The 23510-nt window shown below is 70.9% G+C and carries 20 protein-coding genes; 9 read left to right on the top strand and 11 right to left on the bottom strand.

Going from position 1 to position 23510, the window contains the following annotated elements; all coding sequences use genetic code 11:
* Positions 1-355: 355 nt before the first annotated feature.
* Entirely contained in the window at positions 356-1348 is a 993-nt protein-coding gene (locus tag ACFYRY_RS20255) for a helix-turn-helix transcriptional regulator (RefSeq protein ID WP_389147121.1), read from the bottom strand.
* Positions 1349-1411: 63 nt separating this feature from the next.
* Here ACFYRY_RS20255 and ACFYRY_RS20250 point away from each other — a divergent pair, with 63 nt between their 5' ends.
* From ACFYRY_RS20250 to ACFYRY_RS20230, 5 genes are all read left to right on the top strand, one after another.
* Positions 1412-2920, top strand: a complete 1509-nt coding sequence (locus ACFYRY_RS20250) for an MFS transporter (RefSeq protein ID WP_389147119.1) — start codon at positions 1412-1414, stop codon at positions 2918-2920.
* Between the two features lie 251 nt (positions 2921-3171).
* Positions 3172-3933 (top strand): DeoR/GlpR family DNA-binding transcription regulator, encoded by a 762-nt coding sequence (locus ACFYRY_RS20245; RefSeq protein ID WP_389147116.1) that lies wholly within the window; start codon positions 3172-3174, stop codon positions 3931-3933.
* The gene (pfkB, locus tag ACFYRY_RS20240) at positions 3930-4877 is read left to right on the top strand and encodes a 1-phosphofructokinase (RefSeq protein WP_389147113.1); all 948 of its coding nucleotides are present in this window, start codon (positions 3930-3932) and stop codon (positions 4875-4877) included. Before ACFYRY_RS20245 ends, pfkB begins: the two co-directional genes overlap by 4 nt.
* 235 nt (positions 4878-5112) lie before the next feature.
* A complete protein-coding gene (locus tag ACFYRY_RS20235) occupies positions 5113-7191 on the top strand; it encodes a fructose-specific PTS transporter subunit EIIC (RefSeq protein WP_389147110.1) in 2079 nt (692 codons plus the stop codon).
* Positions 7192-7399: 208 nt separating this feature from the next.
* Complete coding sequence (locus ACFYRY_RS20230; RefSeq protein ID WP_389147107.1) at positions 7400-7648, top strand: hypothetical protein; 249 nt, start codon at positions 7400-7402, stop codon at positions 7646-7648.
* Positions 7649-7689: 41 nt separating this feature from the next.
* Here ACFYRY_RS20230 and ACFYRY_RS20225 read toward each other — a convergent pair whose 3' ends face one another.
* The 3 genes from ACFYRY_RS20225 to ACFYRY_RS20215 form a co-directional block, all read right to left on the bottom strand.
* Positions 7690-8436, bottom strand: a complete 747-nt coding sequence (locus ACFYRY_RS20225; RefSeq protein WP_389147104.1) for a DUF6227 family protein — start codon at positions 8434-8436, stop codon at positions 7690-7692.
* A gap of 187 nt (positions 8437-8623) precedes the next feature.
* Positions 8624-9841 (bottom strand): Ig-like domain-containing protein, encoded by a 1218-nt coding sequence (locus tag ACFYRY_RS20220; RefSeq protein WP_389147101.1) that lies wholly within the window; start codon positions 9839-9841, stop codon positions 8624-8626.
* A 193-nt stretch (positions 9842-10034) separates the two neighbouring features.
* Positions 10035-11063 (bottom strand): P1 family peptidase, encoded by a 1029-nt coding sequence (locus ACFYRY_RS20215; protein WP_389147099.1) that lies wholly within the window; start codon positions 11061-11063, stop codon positions 10035-10037.
* A gap of 148 nt (positions 11064-11211) precedes the next feature.
* Here ACFYRY_RS20215 and ACFYRY_RS20210 point away from each other — a divergent pair, with 148 nt between their 5' ends.
* Positions 11212-11394 (top strand): hypothetical protein, encoded by a 183-nt coding sequence (locus ACFYRY_RS20210; RefSeq protein ID WP_389147096.1) that lies wholly within the window; start codon positions 11212-11214, stop codon positions 11392-11394.
* A gap of 28 nt (positions 11395-11422) precedes the next feature.
* On the opposite strand, the gene mscL is transcribed toward ACFYRY_RS20210, so the two are convergent.
* From mscL to ACFYRY_RS20180, 6 genes are all read right to left on the bottom strand, one after another.
* Entirely contained in the window at positions 11423-11905 is a 483-nt protein-coding gene (gene mscL, locus ACFYRY_RS20205) for a large conductance mechanosensitive channel protein MscL (RefSeq protein ID WP_389147093.1), read from the bottom strand.
* A gap of 153 nt (positions 11906-12058) precedes the next feature.
* On the bottom strand, positions 12059-12652 hold the full coding sequence (locus ACFYRY_RS20200) for an RcpC/CpaB family pilus assembly protein (protein ID WP_389147090.1): 594 nt from the start codon (positions 12650-12652) through the stop codon (positions 12059-12061).
* Positions 12653-12797: 145 nt separating this feature from the next.
* Positions 12798-13640, bottom strand: coding sequence for an S-methyl-5'-thioadenosine phosphorylase (locus ACFYRY_RS20195; protein ID WP_389147087.1), 843 nt, complete (start codon positions 13638-13640; stop codon positions 12798-12800).
* A gap of 125 nt (positions 13641-13765) precedes the next feature.
* The gene (locus ACFYRY_RS20190) at positions 13766-14116 is read right to left on the bottom strand and encodes an FmdB family zinc ribbon protein (protein ID WP_389147083.1); all 351 of its coding nucleotides are present in this window, start codon (positions 14114-14116) and stop codon (positions 13766-13768) included.
* Between the two features lie 186 nt (positions 14117-14302).
* Positions 14303-15571, bottom strand: a complete 1269-nt coding sequence (locus ACFYRY_RS20185; RefSeq protein WP_389147080.1) for an MFS transporter — start codon at positions 15569-15571, stop codon at positions 14303-14305.
* Positions 15572-15845: 274 nt separating this feature from the next.
* On the bottom strand, positions 15846-17354 hold the full coding sequence (locus ACFYRY_RS20180; RefSeq protein ID WP_389148364.1) for a potassium/proton antiporter: 1509 nt from the start codon (positions 17352-17354) through the stop codon (positions 15846-15848).
* Positions 17355-17623: 269 nt separating this feature from the next.
* Between ACFYRY_RS20180 and ACFYRY_RS20175 the strand changes: the two genes are divergently transcribed.
* Positions 17624-20452, top strand: a complete 2829-nt coding sequence (locus ACFYRY_RS20175) for a penicillin acylase family protein (RefSeq protein ID WP_389147078.1) — start codon at positions 17624-17626, stop codon at positions 20450-20452.
* A 70-nt stretch (positions 20453-20522) separates the two neighbouring features.
* Here ACFYRY_RS20175 and ACFYRY_RS20170 read toward each other — a convergent pair whose 3' ends face one another.
* Positions 20523-21143, bottom strand: coding sequence for a 5-formyltetrahydrofolate cyclo-ligase (locus ACFYRY_RS20170; RefSeq protein ID WP_389147075.1), 621 nt, complete (start codon positions 21141-21143; stop codon positions 20523-20525).
* 91 nt (positions 21144-21234) lie between these two features.
* On the opposite strand from ACFYRY_RS20170, the gene galU reads away from it, so the two are divergent.
* Together galU and glp are read left to right on the top strand one after the other, a co-directional pair.
* Positions 21235-22137: a UTP--glucose-1-phosphate uridylyltransferase GalU gene (galU, locus tag ACFYRY_RS20165; RefSeq protein WP_389147072.1), complete on the top strand. Its 903-nt coding sequence runs from the start codon at positions 21235-21237 to the stop codon at positions 22135-22137.
* Positions 22138-22142: 5 nt separating this feature from the next.
* On the top strand, positions 22143-23465 hold the full coding sequence (gene glp, locus ACFYRY_RS20160) for a gephyrin-like molybdotransferase Glp (protein WP_389147069.1): 1323 nt from the start codon (positions 22143-22145) through the stop codon (positions 23463-23465).
* Positions 23466-23510: the final 45 nt, after the last annotated feature.

The following is a 23510-nucleotide window of genomic DNA, read 5'->3' as shown; positions in this document are numbered from 1 at the left end:
GGCGAAAGACAGCGCAAACATGGCGCGTAACGCGGCTTCAACCCGCTGAACCCCGGGAACAAGACTTCAGGGTCCAGGAGTTCGAGTCCCGGACCGCCTCCCGAACCCCCGAGCCAAGTCCCGTCGCACTCCCCCCCCCAGCGCCGGGACCATCCCCGAGCCGGGCTTCGGCGCCCTCCCCCCGGGCGCCGGGGTCCGGCTCTCTTCGTGCCGGTCCGTTCAGCCGCCCCGTCCGTGCCGGGCCGGCGGGACACCCCGAACCTGAACCCCGGGGTGGCCCGCCGGACGGCCGATTCTGTCACATGGGCGTAGCGGCTCCAGAACTCTGTGTGTTCCCGCTGCTACGGGCTTCCCCTCACCCAACTCCCGGCTCCGGCCTCCCCGTACCCCCGGCCCGAACCAGCCGCCCACCCAACTCCCTCACGCACCGCACCAGTTCCTCCGGCTCCTGCACGGTGAAGTCGAAGCCGAGCATCGCCAACCGCACCCCCAGCCACTCCGCCGACTCCCTCGCGGACCCCCGCAGCCGGCACCGCTCCCCGTCGATCACCTCCGGGACGGCCTCGACCCATCCCGGCAGCCGGGCGGCGACCGCCTCGGCCGGTGCGTCGAACGTCACCGTGAAGGCGTACATCTCCTGGCGCCGGTACACCGACTGCCGGAGGTACTCCGCCGCGCTGCCCGTGGGCAGCTCCCGCGGGGTGAAGCGCGCGCCGGTGGCGAAGGGGGAACTCACCCGGTCGACGCGGAACGTACGCCAGTCGTCGCGTTCGAGGTCGTAGGCGACGAGGTACCAGCGGCGCCCGGTGGAGACCAGCCGGTACGGCTCGACCACGCGGCGCGAGTCGGCGCCGTCCCGCGCGCGGTAGGCGAACCGCAGCCGTTCCCGCCCGGCCACCGTGGAGGCCATCACGGTCAGCGTCTCGGGCGCGATGCTCGCCCCGTCCCCGCTGGTGAGCGGAGTCGTCGCGGCCTGGAGCGTGGCGACGCGGTGCCGCAGCCGGGAGGGCAACACCTGCTCCAGCTTGGCCAGCGCCCGTACGGACGCCTCGTCCACGCCCTCCAGTGCGTGCCCGGCACCGGCCCGCAGTCCGACCGCGATCGCCACCGCCTCCTCGTCGTCGAGCACGAGCGGCGGCATCGCCGTGCCCGCGACGAGCCGGTAGCCGCCGTCGGCGCCCTTGCTCGCCTGCACGGGATAACCGAGCTCACGCAGCCGGTCGATGTCCCGCCGGACCGTACGACGGGACACCCCGAGGCGCTCGGAGAGTTCGCCGCCGGGCCATTCACGGGGCGTCTGGAGGAGGGAGAGGAGCTGGAGGAGCCGGGCCGGAGTGTCCGTCGTCATGGATCCGAGGATGCCGCAGAAGTAGGACACGATCTGGCCTAATGGGGTCCTAGCTTGTAGGACATGACCTCCACCGAGCCCACAACCAGGGCGGCGGGCGACCGGCGTCGCTGGTTCGCCCTCGCCATCGTGATGACCGCGGCCTTCATGGACCTCGTCGACGTGACGATCGTCAACATCGCCATCCCGTCGATCCGGCAGGACGCCGGCGCCTCCTTCAGCCAGATCCAGTGGATAACCGCCGGATACGCGCTGGCCTTCGCCGCCGGTCTGATCACCGGTGGACGGCTCGGCGACATCCACGGACGCAAGCGGCTGTTCCTGATCGGCATCGGCGGCTTCACCCTGGCCTCCGCGCTGTGCGGGTTCGCCGCCAACCCGGAGATGCTGGTCGCCTCCCGCATCCTTCAGGGCGGCATGGCGGCGCTGATGGTGCCGCAGGTCCTGTCGATCGTGCACGCGACCTTCCCGGCGCACGAGCGGGGCAAGGTCTTCGGGCTCTTCGGCGCGATCGTCGGCCTGGGCGCGGTCTCCGGCCCGTTGCTGGGCGCGCTGCTCACCGAGTGGAACCTCTTCGGGCTCGAATGGCGGCCCATCTTCCTCATCAACCTGCCGGTCGGCGTCGCGGGCCTGATTCTCGGCAGCCGCTTCATCACCGAGTCCAAGGCTCCGAAGGCGCTGAAGCTGGACCTGGTGGGCGTCGCGCTGGTGACGCTGGGTCTGCTGATGCTGATCTACCCGCTCACCCGTGGCGAGGAGCTGGGCTGGCCGCTGTGGGGACACCTGTCGATGGGCGGCTCGCTCGTGGTGGGCGGCGCGCTGGTGGCGTACGAGCGGCGCAAGACGGCACGGGACGGTTCCCCGCTGATCGAGCTGTCCCTGTTCCGCGTCAAGAGCTTCGCCGCCGGCATCGCCGTGCAGACCGTCTTCGGCGTCGGCCTCGGCATCTTCTTCCTGGTGTGGACGCTGTACATGCAGACGGGGCTCGGCTGGACCCCGCTGCGGGCCGGTCTGACCGGCGTCCCGTTCTCGATCGCCGTGTCGACGGCGGCCGGTCTGTCCGTGCAGCAACTCGTCCCGCGCTTCGGCCGCAAGGTGCTCCAGGCGGGCGCGCTGGTGATGGGGCTGGGCGTACTGCTCTACATCTGGGAGTCCGAGCGGTACGGCCTCGGCATCGCGTCCTGGCAGATGGCGCTGCCGCTGATCGTGATGGGCGCGGGCATGGGCCTGATCGTCGCCCCGCTGACGGACGCGGTGCTCTCGGAGGTGCCGCGCGAGCACGCCGGATCGGCCTCGGGGCTCATCAACACCGTGCAGCAGATGGGCAACGCGCTGGGGCTCGGCCTGGTATCCGTGGTCTTCTTCGGAGTGATCGGCGACGATCTGGGGCGGACCCAGGTGGGCCCGGCCTTCGTGGAGGGCTTCCAGAACGCGTTGTGGTGGGTGGCCGCGGTGATGGGCGCCATCTTCCTGCTGATGTTCGCCCTCCCGAAGCGGCCCGCACAGCATGTGGAGGGGGCCGCCCCGGAGCTCGGGGCGGTGGAGGAGAACGAGCCCGAACTCGTGTCCTGAGCGGCGGAGGGAAGCGGAGGGCGGACATTCAGCGGAGGGCCCGGCACCTGGAGGTGCCGGGCCCTTGTGGTGCGCTCACCTTCGGAGTTGGCCGACATCCGTTGATTCCCGACGTCTGTCCGTGCCTGAAGCTGCTGCCGCCCGAAGTCCGTTCATGCCCGAATGACGTCCGAACCTGTTTACTTTCCGGAAATCCCGGCGTAGCCTCCTGCGAAACCACAAGTTCGGGCACAGGTCGGAGGCGAACGGACATGTACGCACCGGAGCGGCAGCAGGAGATTCTCCGGCTCGCCCGTGACGGCGGACGGGTGGACGTGGTCTCACTGGCCGAGGAGTTCCAGGTCACGGCGGAGACGATCCGCCGGGATCTGAAGACCCTCGACCGGGCCGGCCTCCTGCGCCGGGTGCACGGCGGCGCCATCACCGCCGGCCGTCTCGACTTCGAGCCGGACCTCGCCGAGCGCGAGACGACGGCGGCCGACGAGAAGGACCGCATCGCCAAGGCCGCCCTCGCGGAGCTGCCGACCGAGGGCACGATGGTCCTCGACGCCGGGACGACGATCGCCCGCGTGGCTGCCGCCATCCCGCTGGAGGCCTCGCTCACCGTCGTCACCCACAGCCTGCCGATCGCGGCCCGCCTCGCGGACCACCCCGGCATCCAGCTCCACCTCGTCGGGGGGCGGGTACGGCACCGTACCCGCGCCGCCGTGGACGCCTGGGCGCTGCGGGCCTACGGCGAGATCCGGGCCGACGTCCTTCTCGTGGCGGCCAACGGCTTCTCCGCCGAGCACGGCCTGACCACCCCCGACCTCGCCGAGGCCGCGGTGAAGCGGGCGGCGGTGGCCGCGGCCCGCCGTGTGGTGCTGCTGGCCGACTCCGCCAAACACGGCCAGGAGCACTTCGCCCGCTTCGGTGACCTGAGCGACGTGGACCTGCTGATCACCGACAGCGGGCTGAGCCCCGAAGACGCCTCCGCGATCGAGCGCGGCGGCACGGAAGTAGTGCGCGCATGATCCTCACCGTCACCCCGAACCCGTCCCTGGACCGTACCTACGAGGTCCCCTCGCTGGACCGCGGCGAGGTCATCCGCGCCACCGGCGAGCGCATGGACCCGGGCGGCAAGGGCGTGAACGTCTCGCGCGCCGTCTCCGCCGCCGGGCAGCGCACGGTCGCGGTGCTGCCCCTGGGCGGTGCGCCGGGCGCACTCGTCGCCGACCTGCTGGACGCGCAGGGCATCGAGGTCGCGCCCGTCCCGGTCGCCGGAGCCACCCGCTCGAACATCGCGCTCGCCGAGTCCGACGGCGTCCTCACGAAGATCAACGCACCCGGCCCCGAACTGTCCGCCCAGGAAGAGGAACTGCTCCTGGAGACGGTGCGCGTCCAGTCGCGCGACGCGGACTGGATCGCCTGCTGCGGAAGCCTGCCCCGCGGACTCGCGCCGCAGTGGTACGCCGAGTTGGTCGCGCGGGCGCACGCCGCCGGTGCGCGTATCGCCCTGGACACCTCCGGCCCCGCGCTGCTCGCCGCGCTGCGTGAGCGGCCCGACGTGGTGAAGCCGAACGCCGAGGAGCTCTCGGAGGCCGTCGGGCGCCCCCTGTTCACCGTGGGCGACGCGGTGAAGGCGGCCGAGGAACTGCGTGAGATGGGCGCGCGCGCCGTGCTCGCGAGCCTGGGCGCCGACGGGCAGTTGCTCGTCGACGGTGCCGGCGCCTGGTTCGGCAGCGCGCGCGTCGACACCGTACGCAGCAATGTGGGCGCCGGTGACTCCTCCCTCGCCGGGTTCCTGATCGCCGGCGGCAGCGGACCGGAGGCCCTGGCCTCGGCGGTGGCCCACGGGGCGGCGGCGGTGCAGCTGCCCGGCAGCGAGATGCCGACACCGGGCGACCTGGACCCGGCGGCGGTGACCGTCACGGCCGAGGTGCCGGTGGACCGCGTACTGAAGGAGCCGGTGTCATGAACGCCCCCACGGCTACGGGCAGGCGGTGTGCCCCCGCCGGCTCTGCCCTCACCCGACGTGCCCTCACCCGACCGGCCCCCGGACGGCGGGACTCCGCGTTACTCGCCGCCGTCGACCGGAGGCGGGCTCTCCCCGGCCCCCTCTCCGTCAGCAACCCCCCACACCCCCACTGCACCCCCGTCCCCACCCCCGCCCACCCCACCCCCCGGGCGATACGCGTGCGAAGGAGCCCGCGATGAGCGAGATGATCACCGCGGACCTGGTCGACCTCGACCTGTCCGCCCAGACCAAGGAAGCGGCGGCGCGTGCCCTCGCCGAACGCATGGTGGCCCTGGGGCGGGTGACCGACCTGACGGGCTTCCTCGCCGATGTGGCCGCCCGCGAGGCACAGATGCCGACCGGCCTCGACGGCGGCATCGGCATCCCGCACTGCCGCAGCGAACACGTCACCGAGCCGACGCTCGCCTTCGGACGCAGCGCCGAGGGCATCGACTTCGGCGCGCCGGACGGCCCCGCCGACCTGATCTTCCTGATCGCCGCGCCGGCCGGCGCGGACGACGCCCACCTGACGATCCTGTCCTCGCTGGCCCGGCAGTTGATGAACGCCGAGTTCACCGACGCGCTGCGCTCGGCGGGCGACGCGGCGACCGCGGCGGCACTGATCCGCGGGGACGAGCCCGCGGCTGCCGCCGAGACCGTCGCCGAAGACTCCGTGGCGGCGCCGACGGCGGCCTCCGCCGGCGCCGCCACGGGTACCACCGACGCCGAGGCGGCCGGCGCTGCGGACGCCGACGGAGCCGTGGACGCCTCCGAGGAGCGTCCCTTCCGGATCGTCGCCGTCACCTCCTGCCCGACCGGTATCGCCCACACGTACATGGCGGCCGAGTCACTGGAGAACGCGGGCCGCGAGGCGGGCGTCGAACTCGTCGTCGAGACGCAGGGTTCGGCCGGTTTCACCCGGCTCGACCCGGCGGTGATCGCGGCGGCGGACGGCGTGATCTTCGCCCATGACGTGCCCGTACGGGACAAGGACCGTTTCGCCGGCAAGCCCACCGTGGACGTCGGTGTGAAGGCGGGCATCAACCGGCCCGGCGCGCTCATCACGGAGGTGCGCGGGAAGGCCGAGCGCGGCGAGGTCACCGCCGGTTCCGCTCCCGGGACCCCCGTCGAGCGGGGCGGCGACTCCGCCGAGGGCTACGGCACCAAGCTGCGCAAGTGGCTGATGTCCGGCGTCAGTTACATGGTCCCGTTCGTCGCGGCGGGCGGTCTGCTGATCGCCCTCGGGTTCGCGATCGGCGGATACAAGATCAACGCTGCGCCGTCGGTGATGGACCACTTCGTGTGGACCCAGGCGGACAGCTGGGGCGCCCTGCTCTTCCAGATCGGCGGCGTCGCCTTCGGCTTCCTCGTCCCGGTCCTGGCCGGCTACATCGCCTACGGCATGGCGGACCGGCCCGGTCTGGTGCCCGGCTTCGTCGGCGGTGCGATCTCCCTGACCATCAACGCGGGCTTCCTCGGCGGTCTGGCGGCCGGTCTGATCGCCGGTGGCGTGGTGCTGGCGATCCAGAAGGTCAACATCCCGGCGGCGCTGCGCGGCATCATGCCGGTGGTGGTGATCCCGCTGATCTCCTCGGCGATCGTCGGATTCCTGATGTTCGTCGTGATCGGCAAGCCCATCGCGTCCGCGCAGAAGGGCATGACCGACTGGCTCAACGGCCTCACCGGCAGCAACGCCATCCTGCTGGGCACGCTGCTCGGCCTGATGATGTGCTTCGACCTCGGCGGCCCGGTCAACAAGGTCGCATACACCTTCGCCACCGCCGGTATCGCGGTCTCGAGCCCCAGTGACTCCGCGATGAAGATCATGGCGGCCGTGATGGCGGCCGGTATGGTCCCGCCGCTCGCGATGGCGCTGGCCACGACCGTGCGCGGCAAGCTCTTCACCGAGACCGAGCGCGAGAACGGCAAGGCCGCCTGGGTGCTGGGCGCCTCCTTCATCTCGGAGGGCGCGATCCCGTTCGCCGCGGCCGACCCGCTGCGGGTCATCCCGTCCTCGATGGTCGGCGGCGCGGTCACCGGAGCTCTGTCGATGGCCTTCGGCGCCACCTTGCGCGCCCCGCACGGCGGCATCTTCGTGGTCCCGCTGATCGGCAACCCGTTCCTCTACCTGGTCGCCATCGCGGCCGGTGTGGGCGTCACGACCGCTCTGGTCGTCGTCCTGAAGAGCATGCGCAAGCCGGCGCCGGGCACCGCGACCCCCGGCGCGGCGGAGACGGCGGCCACGGCGGAGCAGAAGCAGCCGGTGGCGGCATAGCGGGAACAGCGGTCGACGGGAGGCGCCCCCCCCCGCGCCTCCACCGGTTCCGCGCTCTGTGGTCTGAGGTCTGAGGTCTGAGGTCTGAGGTCTGAGGTCTGTGCCCTGGGGCTCTTTCCCTTTCAGATGCTGTGAGTTGTTCACGGCACATGCGAGATACGTCACGGTCCGGGACCTTGGTCCCGGACCGTGGTGTCTACTGGAACGCATGCCTCAGCATGTCTCCGTCTACCAGCTGCTTGGTATGACCTTCCTCGTCCTGGTGACCGTCGCCTGGGGGATCGGGCTGGCCGTGATGCTGCGGCGCGGTCGTGCCGAGGCCGCCATGCGGCGCGCGCAGTCCCTGTCCGGGCTGCCCGATCAGCGGCAGGTCGGCCCGGAGCGCGAGGCGGTCGAACTGACCCCGGTGGAACAGGACGAGTTCGCGGTGCTGGTGCGACGGCTCAGCGACCACTGACAGAGCCGACCGGCCGACAGGCCCGTCGCTGACGCGGAGGTTCAGGAGACCTGCGCCGCCCGGCGCTCCATCGCGTCCCTGGCCGCGTCCTCGCTCAGATACACCTCGCACATGTGCCGGCCGTTCGGTGTGGCCGTGTGTTCGACCTCCCAGAGGGAGACCTCCTCGCCGTCACGCAGCAGGAACGCGTGCTCGTAGAGCGAGAAGCACAGCCCGGCACGGCCCGCCCGGCCCGGTCGCCCGAAGGCCTGGGTGATCTGGTGGGCGCACGCCGTGGCCAGTAACGAGGCCGTCCGCGTGTCCGGCCGGTCCGCGTTCTCCGCCCGGCGCAGCAGCCGGCGAGCGTGGTCCGCCGAGTCGTCCCGCGCGTACGCGTGCCGGGGCGTCGGGACCGGCGACAGCTGCACCGTCACCGGCAGTTCGAAGTCCGGCGCGTCCGGCGGCAGCGGCAGCCGCGCGGTCGCCGTGCGCAGCTCCTCCTCGTCGATGTACACCTCGTGCTGCGGGACGCTGTCCGGAGCCGTGTTGTGGACCAGCTCCCACAGGGTGAGCGCCGACCCGTCGTCGAGCAGCCAGGTGTGCCGATACGTCTCACGGTGCAGCCCCGCGCTGTGGTGCGCGGAGTGCAGTGAACTGTCATACGCCAGCGCGCAGTCCAGTCGCTGTATCGTCTCGTCCGGCAGCTCGAAGGAGTTCAGGGCGCGGCCGAGGAGCCGCGCGAGGTGCTCCTCCGGAGACTCCGGCGACTCGGCTGGCTCGTACGCTGCCGTCTCGTACGGAACGCTCAAGGTTTCTCCCGGCGTTGCTGCATGTCACCTTGTGGGTGCATACCGTAGCCCCTCGGTCGGACATCGTGTCCGAGAACCGAGAAAACGTACGCCCGGAAAACGCCCGGGCCGCGGGGGAAGTTCCCACGCGGCCCGATGAATCGTCAAAAACACCAGGTCATAGCCTACTTACCCAACCTGGCGGTGATCACGCCGCGCTGCCCGCGATCCATTCGCTCCACGGCAGATTCCAGCCGTTCAACCCGTTGTCGGGTGCCACCGACTTGTCGGGGGAGTTCTTGACGATCACGACGTCCCCGATGAGCGAGTTGTCGAAGAACCAGTTGGCCGGGGTGTCGCCCTGCCCGCCCCGCACGGCCTCGAGTCCCACACAGCCGTGGCTGGTGCCCTCCCGGCCGAAGGGCGGGTTGGCCTTGTTGTACCAGTAGTTGCCGTGGATGAAGGTGCCCGACGTGGTCAGCCGCATCGCGTCCGGGACGTCAGGGATGTCGTAGGCGTTCGCGAGGTCGACCGTCCTGCTGTCCATCCGGATCTTCCGGTACTTCTCGGAGATCACCATCTGCCCGTTGTACGTGGTGAACTGGGAGCTGCCCGCCGAGATCGGGACCGTCTTCACGGTGCTGCCGTCCCGAACCACCTTCATCGTCTGCGTGTTCACGTCGACCGTGGACACCTGCGAGCGCCCGATCGTGAAGCTGACGGTCTTCTTCTGCACGCCCTGGATGCCGTTCGCGCCCTCGACCCCGTCCAGGTCGATCTTCATCGTGACCTTGGAGCCGGCCTTCCAGTACTCCTCGGGCCGGAAGTCGATCCGCTGCGACCCGAACCAGTGCCCGACCACCTTCTGCCCACTGCTCGACGTCACCGTGATGTGCGACTGCACGGCCTTCTTGTCGCTGATGGCCTTGTCGAAGTTGAACGACACCGGCATCCCGACGCCGACGGTCGACCCGCCGTCCGGCGTGTACGTCCCGATGAAGCTGTTCGCCTTGGAGACGGTCGTGAAGACCGAATCGGCGGAGGTGGACTTGCCGTTCGTGTCCTTCGCCCTCGCCGATATCTCGTACTTCGTCCCGCGCTCCAGCTGCTCCTTCGGCGTCCAGGCGCTGCCGTCCGCGGAGATCGTTCCCGGTACGGCCGTCCCCGCTCCCGCCACCGTCATCTTCACGTCGGTCAGGGTGCCGTCGCTGACCCGCACGCCGGTCGAGTTGATCGACGCTCCGGTCGAGCCGTTCTTGGCCGAGATCCGTATCGTCGCCGACGACGACTTGCCGGAGCCGCCGCTCCCCTTGTCGTCGTTCTTGGCGTTGGCGTCGCTGCCGCAGGCGGTGAGGGTGAGGGCGCCGACCATCAAGGCGGCACACGCCCCGAGTGCGCGCCGTGTCGCTGTGTCCGTCCTTGTCACGGGCTGCTCCAGGTTCGTGTGTGGTAGGTGATCCGCTCCCGTACGTCAAGGAAGAAGGGATCGTGGCCCGGTCGGGTTCCCAGTGGTCGCGATGAACGCCATCACGTGACACAACCAAGACAATTTCCCGCCGGATCGTCGACCGCCGGCGCCTCCCACCCGTTACTGAGCGGCTCCCGCCCGGCTCCTGCCCCTACGACTGCCCGTACAACTCCCCATACGACGGCCACGTCCCGCCCGGCGCGGACACCGACTCGGCGGCGCGCACGGCGTGGACGATCGCGCGGGTCACCGCGTCCGCGCCCGCGGCGAGGATCTCGTTGAGCGCGAGGGGATGGTCGCTGCCGAGCGGGCGGGCGCCGGTCGCCAGCGCGAACACCGTGTCGCCGTCGTGGAGCAGATGCACCGGTCGCACGGCGCGGGCGATGCCGTCGTGCGCGGTGCCGGCCAGCTTCTGCGCCTGGGCCTTCGACAGGTCCGCGTCGGTGGCGACCACCGCCAGCGTGGTGTTGAGCGGGGGCGGCGCGTTGGTCGCCGTGACCTCGGCGAGGCGACGGAGGGCACGATCATGGACACCCGCCTCCGGGTACTCCACCCGTCCTTGGAACAACTCCCCGTACAGAACCCCCGTTTCCGGGTCGGTGACCGATCCCGCCGCGTTGGCCACCACCAGCGCGGCCACCGTGATCCCCGAGCCGAGCACCGTACTGGCGGTGCCGACACCTCCCTTGAGCGGCCCGACCGTGGCGCCCGTACCCGCGCCCACACACCCCTGCGGCACCCGCGCGCCGGGCTCGCCAGCCGCCGCCGCCTCGACCGCGGCGCGCCCGGTGTCCGCGTCCGGCCTGGCCCGGAAGTCGCCGCCCCGGCCCAGGTCGAAGACACAGGCCGCGGGCACCACCGGCACGACCTGCGCCGGGTCCACCCCGACCGGTACGCCCCGCCCCCGCTCCTCCAGCCAGGCCATCACCCCGGACGCCGCGTCGAGGCCGTACGCACTACCGCCGGTCAGCACGATCGCCTCGACCTTCTGCACGAGATTGCGCGGGTCGAGCGCGTCGGTCTCCTTGGTGCCGGGTCCGCCGCCCCGCACGTCCACGGCGGCGACGGCCCCGCCCTCCGGCGCGAGCACCACGGTGGTGCCGGTGAGCCAGCCCCCGCCGGTACGCGTCGCGTGCCCCACCCGTAGACCGGCGATGTCCGTCAATGCGTCAACTGTCATGGGCCCCAGTCTCGTCCAGCCACCGGGGACCCTCGCGCCCCCGCGCCCGCCGGCATCCCTCCGGCTGTGGGGTTCACCCGCGCCTCTCCGGGCGCAGCCACCCGGCATCCTCGGCGGTGGGTCGCCGTCAGGGCCGTACCCTGGAGGCATGAGCACCGCCCCCGATCCCGAGCCGCGTGAGCCGAAGCCCGCGCTGATCTTCGACGACCCGCTGGACCAGCAGTCCTCGGACGACACGGACCGGGGATGGGGCGAGCGGCCGGGTGGCGAGGGCGACAGCGCGGCCGACCTGAAGCGCTTCCTCGACGAGAAGCCGCCCCACCACCTCTGAACCCGCCGGGGACCGCGGACCGCCGCCGCTACCGCTTGTCGAGGCCGGAGCCGCCCTGCCGCTGCTGTGCGAGCAGCGCGTCGCGGATCTCCTTGAGCACCTCCAGCTCGGTCACCTCGATGATCTCGTGCGTGCCCTCCTTCGCCTTCCTGCGGGCCTCCTGCCGGGCCAGGTACTTCGACATCGGCAGGACCATCAGGAAGTAGACGACGGCCGCGGTGATCACGAAGGTCAGGGTGGCGCCGAGGACGCTGCCCCACATGATCGGGACCCCGCTCTGCACCGTGCCGTCCGCGGCCACCTTGCAGGGGTCCTGGAGGCACGAGCTGTAACTGTCGAGGCTCTTGGTGCCGATCGCTCCCACCAGCGGGTTGATCAGGCCCTTCACCACAGAGTTCACGATGTTGGTGAAGGCGGCACCGATGACCACCGCCACCGCCAGGTCGACGACGTTCCCGCGCATCAGGAAGGCCTTGAATCCCTGCCAGACGCTTGGCTTGTTCTCGCTCAACTCGGGGACTCTCCTCATACGAACTGGTAGTGGAACAAACAGCTCCGCAACCTACGTGAGGACCGGGTGCCCCTGTCCAGGTGGGTGGAGCCATCGCGGGACGTGACGGGTGTGGCGGCGGGACGAGTGGGCGCGGGGTGCGCGTCGCGTGGGTCAGCACAGAGTCACCGCCAGTCGCGCCGTGGTGCTCGCGCCGGCGAGACGCGCCGCGGTGGAGCGGGGGACCGACAGGACGACGAGCGCCCCGCCCTCGGCCCCGCCCGGTGTCTCCAGCGTCTGAGGCACCTTCGTCACCCGGGCCCCGCGCGCGACCACCCGGGCGTCGCCGCCCGTCGCGGTCCGCTCGGCGGCGATGACGTCCACCCGGTCACCGGGCCGCAACAGCCCGACCGTGGCTCCGTCGGCGATCCGCACCGGCGCCGTCACCAGCCGGACGGCACGGTGTTCCCGTACGGGATCCGCCACGGGACGCCCCCGGGCCTGCTCCGATTCCTGGGGGACCGCGGGCCCCGCCGCCAGGACCGCGGCCGCCGTGACGGTGAGGCCGGCCGCCACGGCGCGCCGTCGGCGCCGGACCAGTCGCTGCAGTCCGTAACGGCCGCCGCGGATGCGCACGGGAGCGAAGTGCGGCACCTCGCAGGTCGGGGGAGCTTCCGCGCCGAGCGGCCGTGGGACGACGGGAGAGGGAGCGGAAGTAGGGGAGTGGGAACGGGAGGGCGAGGACGAGGGCGAGGGTGCGAAGGACATGGGACCACCACCTGCGACGAGGGATCGGCTTGCGGTGCCACGATGCGGCTTCGCGCCGATTCCCGCGGAGGCCCGTGGGCTACTGCCGAGTTGTGGACAACTCCCTCACCCGAACGGGAGGTTCCGCCCACGGGCGCCGGCACACCTACGGCAGCGTGAACCCCGGATCCATCCCGCCCAGCGCGTTCGCGCACGGACAGTCCCGCTCCCGCGCCGAGGGCAACTCGGCCACCGCGTCGAACAGCACACCCCGCAGCCGGTCCACGTTCGCCGCGAACACCCGCAGCACCTCCTCGTGGGAGACGCCCTCACCCGTCTCGGCGCCCGCGTCGAGATCGGTGACCAGGGTCAACGAGGTGTAGCAGAGCTCCAGTTCGCGGGCGAGTGCCGCCTCCGGGTGTCCGGTCATGCCGACCACCGACCAGCCCTGCGCCTGATGCCACACCGATTCGGCGCGGGTCGAGAACCGCGGCCCCTCGATCACGACCAGCGTGCCGCCGTCCACCGGTTCCCAGTCCCGCCCGCGTGCCGCCTTCAGCGCGGCCGCCCGCCCGACCGGGCAGTAGGGATCGGCCAGGGACACATGGACCACGTTCGGCACCGCGCCGCCCGGCAGCGGCAGCCCGTCGAAGTACGTGCCCGTCCGGGACTTCGTCCGGTCGGCCAGCTGGTCCGGCACCAGCAGCGTGCCCGGACCGTACTCGGGGCGCAGGCCGCCCACCGCGCACGGGGCGAGGACCTGGCGGGCGCCGACGGACCGCAGTGCCCAGAGGTTGGCCCGGTAGTTGATGCGGTGCGGCGGCAGATGGTGGCCGCGCCCGTGCCGGGGCAGGAAGGCGACCCGCCGGCCGGCCACCTCGCCGAGGAAGAGGGAGTCACTGGGAGGCCCGTAGGGGGTGTCCACCTGGATCTCGGTCACGTCGTCGAGGAACGAGTAGAGGCCGGAGCCGCCGATCACACCGACCTCTGCGTTCGCCTTGTTCGCCATGCCCGCACCCTAACCGCCTCCGGAAACGCCGATGACCCCGCCGTCGTAAGACGACAGGGTCCGGTGAGAAAGGCGGCAGGGCCCTGAGAGAAAGGGCCCTGAGCGGCGGGCGGAGAGGCTTGGCCCTACGCGGCTGAGCTGCTGCTGGACGACTTGCCCGAGCTCGACGTGCTCGTGCTCGACGACTTCGAGTCCGAGGACGACTTCGCGTCGGAGGACTTCGAGTCGGACGACTTCGACTCCGAGGACGAAGAGGACGCCCCCGACTTCGAGGACGACGGCGCGCTGCTCGACGAGGAGCCGCGGCTGTCGTTGCGGTAGAAGCCGGAGCCCTTGAAGACGATGCCGACCGCGGAGAACACCTTCTTGAGTCGGCCGTGGCAGTTGGGGCACTCGGTGAGCGCGTCGTCGGTGAACTTCTGCACCGCCTCGAGGCCCTCGCCACACTCGGTGCACTGGTACTGATAGGTCGGCACTTGTCTTCCTCCTGGCACTCTCACTCGATGAGTGCTAACGATCGTCCATACTAACCTGTGCCGCTTGCAATTGGAGTAACGTGCGTCACCTGCCTGTGGGCAGCGGTCAGGGCTTGACCGTCTCGCGGGCACTTGCCCAAAGGAGAAGCAGCGTAGCTGCGGAGTCACAGTGACGTATTCCTTCGGTCACATCTCATCGATCGCGACAGGTTCGCGATGGGCCGCGCCGCGCGTGACCACTCTGGTCGCGCGCGGCGGCGCCAGTCGTGAACGCAGCGCCAGCAGGGTCACCAGGGCGAGCAGCGTGCCGCCCATCGGGACCAGGAACCCGGCGCCGTCCCAGAAGCGGTCCTGAAGCTGTCCGGCGATCGTGACGGCCGCCGCCTGGCCGAGCGCCACCGCCCCGGTCAGCCAGGTGAACGCCTCGGTGCGGGCGTCGGCCGCGACCAGCCCCTCGACCAGGGTGTAGCCGGTGATCAGGGCGGGCGCGATGCACATGCCGACGAGCAGGCCGAGGCCGGCCAGGACGAGCACCGAGTGCGCGGCCCACAGGCCGGACGCGGTCAGCGCGAGGGCGGCGTACCCGACGAGCAGGCGGCGCCGCGGGGCCGTCTTCCAGGCGATGGCGCCGCAGACCAGACCGGAGAGCACGTTGCCGGCGGCGAAGGTGCCGTACAGGACACCGTTCAGGCCGGGTTCGCCGATCGACTCGGTGAACGCGGCCAGTGAGACCTGCATGCCGCCGAAGACGGAGCCGATGCCGAGGAACGCCACGATCAGGATCCGCACGCCGGGGCTGCGCAGCGCCGAGGCGTGCGCCACCCGCGCGTGCCCGTCGGCGGCGACCGCGGGCTGGGTGCTCTTCCGCGCGGCGAACAGCAGACCGCCCAGCAGCGTCAGCGAGGCCTCCGCCACCAGACCCGCGGCGGGATCCACCGACGTGCACAGCGCGGTGGCCAGCAGCGGGCCGATGACGAAGGTCAGCTCGTCCGTGACCGACTCGAAGGCCGCCGCGGTGGACAGCAGCGGCGAGTCCTGGAGCTGGACCGCCCAGCGCGCCCGCACCATCGGGCCGATCTGGGGCGTCGAGGCGCCCGTGGGCACGGCTGCCGCGAGCAGCGCCCACAGGGGGGCGTGGGACAGCGCGAGCGCGGTCAGGGCCAGGCCCGACAGGGCGTGCACCACCACGCCCGGGACCAGTACCGCGCGTTGTCCGTGGCGGTCGACGAGGCGACCGGCGTAGGGCGCGAACAGGGCCGTGGAGACCCCGGTGACGGCCGCGGCGGCGCCCGCCGCCCCGTAGGAGCCGGTGGTGTGCTGCACGAGCAGCACGATGGAGACGGTGAGCATCGCGAACGGCTGGCGTGCCGCGAAGCCGGGGAGCAGGAACGTCCAGGCGCCGCGGGTACGCAGCAGCTGCCCGTATCCGGGGCGGGAGGTGACCGTGGATGCCACGGCCCGTGCCTTTCTGCCGCCTGGTGGCGCGGCCCCCTCCGGGAGGCGGGGCGCCGAGAGCTGTCCTCTTGCGCGGACTGCGGTAGATGCCAAAGCCCGCTGTCAGGAGCGTCCCGGCCGCCATACGGTCGCGCCAGCTCTGCGTCAGGCAGAGTTGGTTCGATCAGGTGCGCATTCATCGTACAGGGATCAGGGCTGAGAGGCCTGTGAAAACGAGCACGATGGGGTCGTGTACCTGCGATTCCCTGGGGTGTGAATCGCGTGAAACACGCCGTTAACGGCCTGTGCCGGTGCCGCCCGTGCCCAGCCATCCGGCCAGCTTGCCGCCGTGGCCGACGGCCCGCAGCCGCCGTTCCGCAGCGTCCCGGACGGGGTTGGTGGCGACCACGAGAAGCTCGTCCCCGTGCCGCAGCACCGTCGTCGGCAGCGGCACGAACGACTTGCCCTCGCGGACGACCAGCGTGACCGCGGCCCCGGCCGGCAGGCGCAGCTCGTTGACCTCGACGCCGTGCATCTTCGAGCCCTCGGGGATCTCCACGGACAGCAGGTGCCCGCGCAGCCGCTCCAGGGGCGCCGACTCGATGCCCAGGTCGGCGGCGGCCTCCGGATCGCCGCCCAGCCGCAGCTTGCGGGCCAGCCAGGGCAGGGTCGGGCCCTGGACCAGGGTGTAGACGACGACCAGGACGAAGACGATGTTGAAGATGCGGCGGCTGGTGTCGACGCCCTGCACCATCGGGATGGTCGCCAGGATGATGGGCACCGCGCCGCGCAGTCCGGCCCAGGACATGAGGGTCTGCTCCTGCCAGGGCACCCGGAACGGCGTCAGGCACAGAAAGACGCTCAGTGGGCGGGCCACCATCGTCAGGACCAGCCCGATGATGATCGCCGGCCAGATGTCGTCGCCCAGTTCGTGCGGGGTGACCAGCAGGCCGAGCAGGACGAACATGCCGATCTGGGCGATCCAGCCGAGCCCGTCGGCGAACCCGCGGGTGGCGGGCCAGTGCGGCAGCTTCGCGTTGCCCAGCACCATCGAGGCGAGGTAGACCGCGAGGAAGCCGCTTCCGTGGGCCATCGCGCCCGCCGCGTACGCCGTGACGGCGATCGCCATCACGGCGATCGGGTAGAGACCGGAGGCGGGCAGGGCGACGTGCCTGAGGCCCCAGGCGCCCAGCCAGCCCACCGCGATGCCGATGGCGGCGCCGATGGCCAGCTCCAGAGCTATCTCCCCGAGCAGCACGTACCAGTGTTCGAACGGGCCGGCGGTGGAGAAGGAGATCACCAGGATGACCACCGGGGCGTCGTTGAAGCCGGACTCCGCCTCCAGCGTGCCGGTCACGCGCGCGGGCAGCGGGATCTTGCGCAGCACCGAGAACACCGCCGCCGCGTCCGTCGAGGACACCACCGCGCCGATGATGAGCGCCTGCCGCCACTCCAGCCCGACCAGGTAGTGCGCGGCCGTCGCCGTCACCCCGACGCTCACCGCGACCCCGGCCAGCGCCAGGGTGGACGCGGCGGGCAGGGCCGGCTTGATCTCCTTCCACTTGGTGCCGAGACCGCCCTCGGCCAGGATCACGACGAGGGCCGCGTACCCGATGACCTGGGTCAGCGCGGCGCTGTCGAAGTGGATGTCGCCCACTCCGTCCTGGCCCATGGCGATGCCGATCCCCAGGTACACGAGCAGGCTTGGGAGCCCGCTGCGCGAGGAGATCCGAACCGCTGCCACGGCGACGAGCAGAACGAGCGAGCAGACGAGCAGGAGCTGGTTGAGGTGGTGGACAGTCAGCGGCCGTTCCCTTCCCTGGCCCGCGGCGTCACGCGCGCGGGCTCACGTATATCGGACACGAAGAAGAATCGTTTCGCACCCAGGTACTTCGTTACCTTACCTAACTCTTGACGATTTCTTGACACTCGAAAAGGCATGATCGAACGCGCGTACGTCCTGGTTCCCGACTCCGCGTCAAGTCGCACCGGGCCCTGCGCCTATGGTTGCTCCAGCGCTCAGTCACATGGATACGCCCGCCTGCCGCTCGCGTTAGGACAGCAAGGACAGCGATGCCCCCCACCACCACCGCCTCATCGGGTCACAAGCCCGGCAAGTCCGGCAGGAAGAAGGGGCGCAAAGCCCGCCTGCTCGTACTCGTCCTCGTGCTGGCCCTCATCGGAGGCGTGGCTTACGGGGCGTACTGGTCCATCAGCACCGTCCGCGCCTCGTTCCCGCAGACCAAGGGATCGATCACCCTGGACGGCCTGTCCGGACCCGTGGACGTCAAGCGGGACGGCTACGGCATCCCGCAGATCTACGCCTCCTCCGACGCGGACCTGTTCATGGCGCAGGGCTTCGTCCAGGCGCAGGACCGGTTCTACGAGATGGACGTCCGCCGCCACATGACCTCCGGGCGGCTGTCGGAGATGTTCGGCAAGGGCCAGGTCGACAACGACGAGTTCCTGCGCACCATGGGCTGGGACCGGGTGGCGAAGCAGGAGTACGACAAGACGCTGTCGGCCTCCACGAAGAAGTACCTCCAGGCGTACGCCAAGGGGGTCAACGCCTACCTCCAGGGCAAGAGCGGCGAGGACCTCTCCCTGGAGTACGCGGCGCTCGGCTTCACCAACGACTACACGCCCGCGAAGTGGACCCCGGTCGACTCCGTCGCGTGGCTGAAGGCGATGGCCTGGGACCTGCGCGGCAACATGCAGGACGAGATCGACCGCGCCCTGATGACCAGCCGCCTCGGCCCCAAACAGATCGCCGACCTGTACCCGCAGTATCCCTACAGCCGCAACCAGACGATCGTCCAGCAGGGCCAGTACGGCGAGCTCACGGGCACGTTCGACGGCGGCGACGGCGCGACGGGCACCGGTACCGGCACGGGTACCGGCACAGGCACGGGTACCGGAACAGGTACCGGTACCGGTACCGGCACTGGCACCGGAACAGGCACCGGCGGTACGAGCGGCTCCTCAGGGACGTCCGGATCCGCCCTGCAGAGTCAGCTCACGAGCCTCCAGAACGTCCTGGACGACGTCCCCACGGCCGTCGGCGTGAACGGCAACGGCATCGGCTCGAACTCCTGGGTGGTGAGCGGGGAGCACACCATCACCGGCAAGCCGCTGCTCGCCAACGACCCGCACCTGTCTCCCTCCCTGCCGTCCGTCTGGTACCAGATGGGCCTGCACTGCCGCGCGATCTCCAGCAAGTGCCAGTACGACGCCAGCGGCTACACCTTTGCGGGCATGCCCGGCGTGGTCATCGGCCACAACCAGAACATCGCCTGGGGCATGACCAACTCCGGCGTCGACGTCACCGACCTCTACCTGGAGAAGCTCTCCGGCGACGGCTACCAGTACGACGGCAAGGTGAAGCCCTTCACCACGCGCGAGGAGACCATCAAGGTCGCGGGCGGCTCCGCCAAGAAGATCGTCGTCCGGCAGACCAGCGACGGGATGCCCCTGCTGTCCGACCGTGACAGCGAGCTGGTGAAGGTCGGCAAGAAGGCCACGGTCGACACCGCCGCCCCCGACCGCGGCGACGGCTACGGCATCGCCCTGCGCTGGACCGCGCTGGACCCCGGCACCGCCATGGACGCCGTCTTCGCGATGGACAAGGCCGCCGGCTGGAGCGACTTCCGCAAGGCCGCCACGCTGTTCGACGTGCCGTCGCAGAACCTGGTCTACGCCGACACCAAGGGCCACATCGGCTACACACTGCCGGGGAGGATCCCCACCCGCGCCAAGGGCGACGATGGCTCCATCCCGGCGCCGGGCTGGGACCCCAAGTACAAGTGGACCGGCTACATCGACCAGGACGCGCTGCCCTACGAGTACGACCCGGACCGCGGCTACATCGTGACCGCCAACCAGGCCGTGATCGACAAGGGCAAGTACCCCTACACGCTCACCACGGACTGGGGCTACGGCACCCGCAGCCAGCGGATAACCGACCTGATCGAGCAGAAGATCAAGGGCGGCGGCAAGATCTCCACCGACGACATGCGGCAGATGCAGCTGGACAACAGCAGCGAGATCGCCAAGCTGCTGGTGCCCAAGCTGCTGAAGATCGACGTCGACGACAAGAACGTCCGCGAGGCCCAGGAGCTGCTGGCGGGCTGGGACTACACCCAGGACGCCGACTCGGCGGCCGCCGCCTACTTCAACTCGGTCTGGCGCAACATCCTCAAGCTGGCCTTCGGCAACAAGCTGCCCAAGGAGCTGCGGGTCGAGGGGCAGTGCCTGTGGGTGGACCCGGTCAACACCACCGGGCCCGTCGACGAGGCCAAGAAGGTCCGCGAGTGCGGCGAGCGCGACGCCGACCAGGCGCAGCCGGACGGCGGCGACCGGTGGTTCGAGGTGGTGCGCAACCTCCTGGACGACGAGAACAGCGACTGGTGGAAGACGCCCGAGGTGGGCACCCGCCCCGAGGCCACCAACCGCGACGAGCTGCTCAAGCGCGCCATGATCGACGCCCGCTGGGAACTGACCGCCAAGCTCGGCAAGGACATCGACAACTGGAGCTGGGGCCGGCTGCACCGCCTGTTCCTGAAGAACCAGACCCTGGGCACCGAGGGCCCCGGTTTCCTGCAGTACATGCTCAACCGCGGCCCGTGGAAGCTCAGCGGCGGCGAGGCGGCGGTCAACGCCACCGGCTGGAACGCCGCCGGCGGCTACGAGGTCGTGTGGGTGCCCTCGATGCGGATGGTGGTCAACCTCGGCGACCTCGACAAGTCGAAGTGGATCAACCTGGCCGGTGCCTCCGGACACGCCTACAGCGCCCACTACACCGACCAGACGGACAAGTGGGCCGACGGTGAACTGCTCGACTGGTCCTTCTCCGACAAGGCCGTCGACGGCAGCACGAGCGACTCGCTGGTGCTGAGGCCGTGAACGGCGGGAGCGGTGAGCCGCTGAAGCGCTGAGTTGTCGAAGGCCCGGCCCCGAAAGGGGCCGGGCCTTCCTAGTCGGACGGGAAGCGGCGCACGCCCGACGGGGTCACCACCGCCCGCACCGGCCGGTCGTGCGCCTCGGACGGCACCTGCTCCACGACCTCCCAGTCGTACAGGAGCACCACCAGCGTGGGGTGCGCGCCCGCGCGCTCCAGACGGGCGAGGACACGGTCGTACGAGCCCCCGCCGCGCCCCAGGCGCATCCCGCGCGCGTCGACCGCCAGCCCCGGCAGCAGCACCACGTCGGCGCCGGCCACGGCGTCCGGCCCCAGCTGCTCCCCGGCGGGCTCGAACAGGGCCATTCGCCCGCCGTGCCGCACGCGTTGGAGTGAACCCTCGCCGGTGTACGCGCCCCAGTCGAGGTCGTTGTCGGGCAGCAGCGCCGGGAGCAGGACCCGCACGCCCCGCTCGCGCAGCGCGTCGAGCAGCGCGAGCGTGCCGGGTTCACTGTCCACGGAGACGTACGCCGCCACTGTGCGCGCCCGCGCCAACTCGGGCAGCCCGAGCGCCCGACCGGCCAGCGCGGTGGCGGCTTTCCGCACGTCATCGGCCGTCAATCTGTTCCTCACCGTGAGGAACTCCTGCCGCAACGTTTGCTTGTCAGGCTCGGCCGGACGTCCGACGTGGTTCAAAATCGCACCCGTATCCTTCCAATATGCTCATATGAGAGCTAAGTCGCCGGAGCCTCAGATTCCGATCAAAGGCACCGGATAAGGTTGCCGCATGACTCAGTCGCACCCCCGGATCAGCAAGGCTGTCATTCCCGCAGCAGGTCTCGGCACCCGGTTCCTGCCGGCCACCAAGGCCACTCCCAAGGAGATGCTGCCGGTCGTGGACAAGCCCGCGATCCAGTACGTGGTCGAGGAGGCCGTATCCGCGGGTCTGGACGACGTCCTCATGATCACGGGCCGCAACAAGCGGCCCCTGGAGGACCACTTCGACCGCAACTACGAGCTGGAGTCGGCCCTTCAGAAGAAGGGTGACGCGGGCCGGCTCGCCAAGGTGCAGGAGTCCAGCGACCTCGCGACCATGCACTACGTCCGCCAGGGCGACCCCAGAGGCCTCGGCCACGCCGTCCTGTGCGCCGCCCCCCACGTGGGCAACGAGCCCTTCGCCGTCCTCCTCGGCGACGACCTGATCGACCCGCGCGACCCGCTGCTCCAGCGGATGGTCGAGGTCCAGGAGCAGCGCGGCGGCAGCGTCATCGCGCTCATGGAGGTCGAGCCCGAGCAGATCCACCTCTACGGCAGCGCGGCCGTCGGCCCCACCGAGGACAGCGACACCGTCAAGGTCACCGCTCTGGTGGAGAAGCCGGATCCGGCGGACGCCCCGTCGAACTACGCGGTGATCGGCCGCTACGTCCTCGACCCGCACATCTTCGAGATCCTGCGCAAGACCGAGCCCGGCCGCGGCGGCGAGATCCAGCTGACCGACGCACTCCAGCAGCTCGCCTCGGACGAGAAGATCGGCGGCCCGGTGCACGGCGTGGTCTTCAAGGGCCGCCGCTATGACACCGGCGACCGCGGCGACTATCTGCGTGCCATTGTCAGACTCGCGTGCGAACGTGAAGACCTGGGCCCGGACTTCCGGACCTGGCTTCGCAGTTACGTAGCCGAGGAGATGTAACCACGTTGAGCAGCGCCGCCCCCCGAACCGCCAACCCCGACCACCTCTGGTCGGTGGACGAGCACCTGGAGGACATCCTCGCGACCGTCCGCCCCCTCGAACCCATCGAGCTGCAACTCCTCGACGCCCAGGGCTGCGTCCTGGTCGAGGACGTCACGGTGCCGGTGTCCCTGCCGCCGTTCGACAACAGCTCCATGGACGGGTACGCGGTGCGGGTCGCGGATGTCGCGGGTGCGAGCGAGGAGTACCCGGCCGTCCTCGAGGTCGTCGGGGACGTGGCCGCGGGCCAGGCGGCACTGCTCCACGTCGGGCCCGGCCAGACCGCCCGGATCATGACCGGCGCCCCGCTGCCGCCCGGCGCGGAGACCGTCGTCCCCGTCGAGTGGACCGACGGCGGCCTCGGCGAGGGCCCGGTCACCGGGATGCGGGCCCGCGCCCTGGCCCCCCAGGGCGCCGAGGGACACGTGCACGTGTACCGCCCGGCCGGTGCCCGCGCTCACGTCCGCGCCGAGGGCAGCGACGTGAAGGCCGGAGACCGTGCCCTGGAGGCGGGCACCGTCCTCGGCCCGCCGCAGATCGCCCTGCTCGCCGCCATCGGGCGCGGCACCGTCCGGGTGCGCCCGCGTCCGCGCGTGGTCGTCATGTCCACCGGCAGCGAACTCGTCCAGCCCGGCGAGGGACTCGGCAGCGGCCAGATCTACGACTCCAACAGCTTCGCCCTCACCGCCGCCGCCCGCGACGCCGGTGCCATCTCCTACCGGGTGGGCGCCGTCGCCGACGACGCGGAGACACTCCGCTCCACCATCGAGGACCAGCTCGTCCGCGCCGACCTCATGGTCACCACCGGCGGGGTCAGCGTCGGGGCCTACGACGTCGTCAAGGAGGCCCTGTCGTACGTCGGCGACGCGGACGAGGCCGGCAGCGGCATCGAGTTCCGCAAGCTCGCCATGCAGCCCGGCAAACCCCAGGGCTTCGGCTCCATCGGCCCCGACCACACCCCGCTGCTCGCGCTCCCCGGCAACCCCGTGTCGTCGTACGTCTCCTTCGAGCTGTTCGTGCGCCCCGCGATCCGCACCCTGATGGGCCTCGACGACGTGCACCGGCCGCGCACCCGCGCGAAGCTCACCGCCGACAAGGCGCTGACCTCCCCGAAGGGCCGTCGGCAGTTTTTGCGCGGCATGTACGCCGACGGTGCGGTGACCCCGGTCGGCGGCGCCGGATCGCACCTGGTCGCGGCCCTGGCGCACGCGGACGCGCTGATCGTCGTCCCCGAGGACATGGAGTCCGTCGAGCCGGGTACCGAGGTCGAGGTCGTGCTGCTCGGCTGACCCGCGGGGACCGCGCCGCTCGACGGTTCGACTTGGCGGTACCGT

The sequence above is a fragment of the Streptomyces sp. NPDC005263 genome (assembly GCF_042872365.1).
GTDB lineage: Bacteria > Actinomycetota > Actinomycetes > Streptomycetales > Streptomycetaceae > Streptomyces.
The sequence above is the reverse complement of the archived record's forward strand: the minus strand, read 5'-3'. Positions and strand labels throughout refer to the sequence as shown.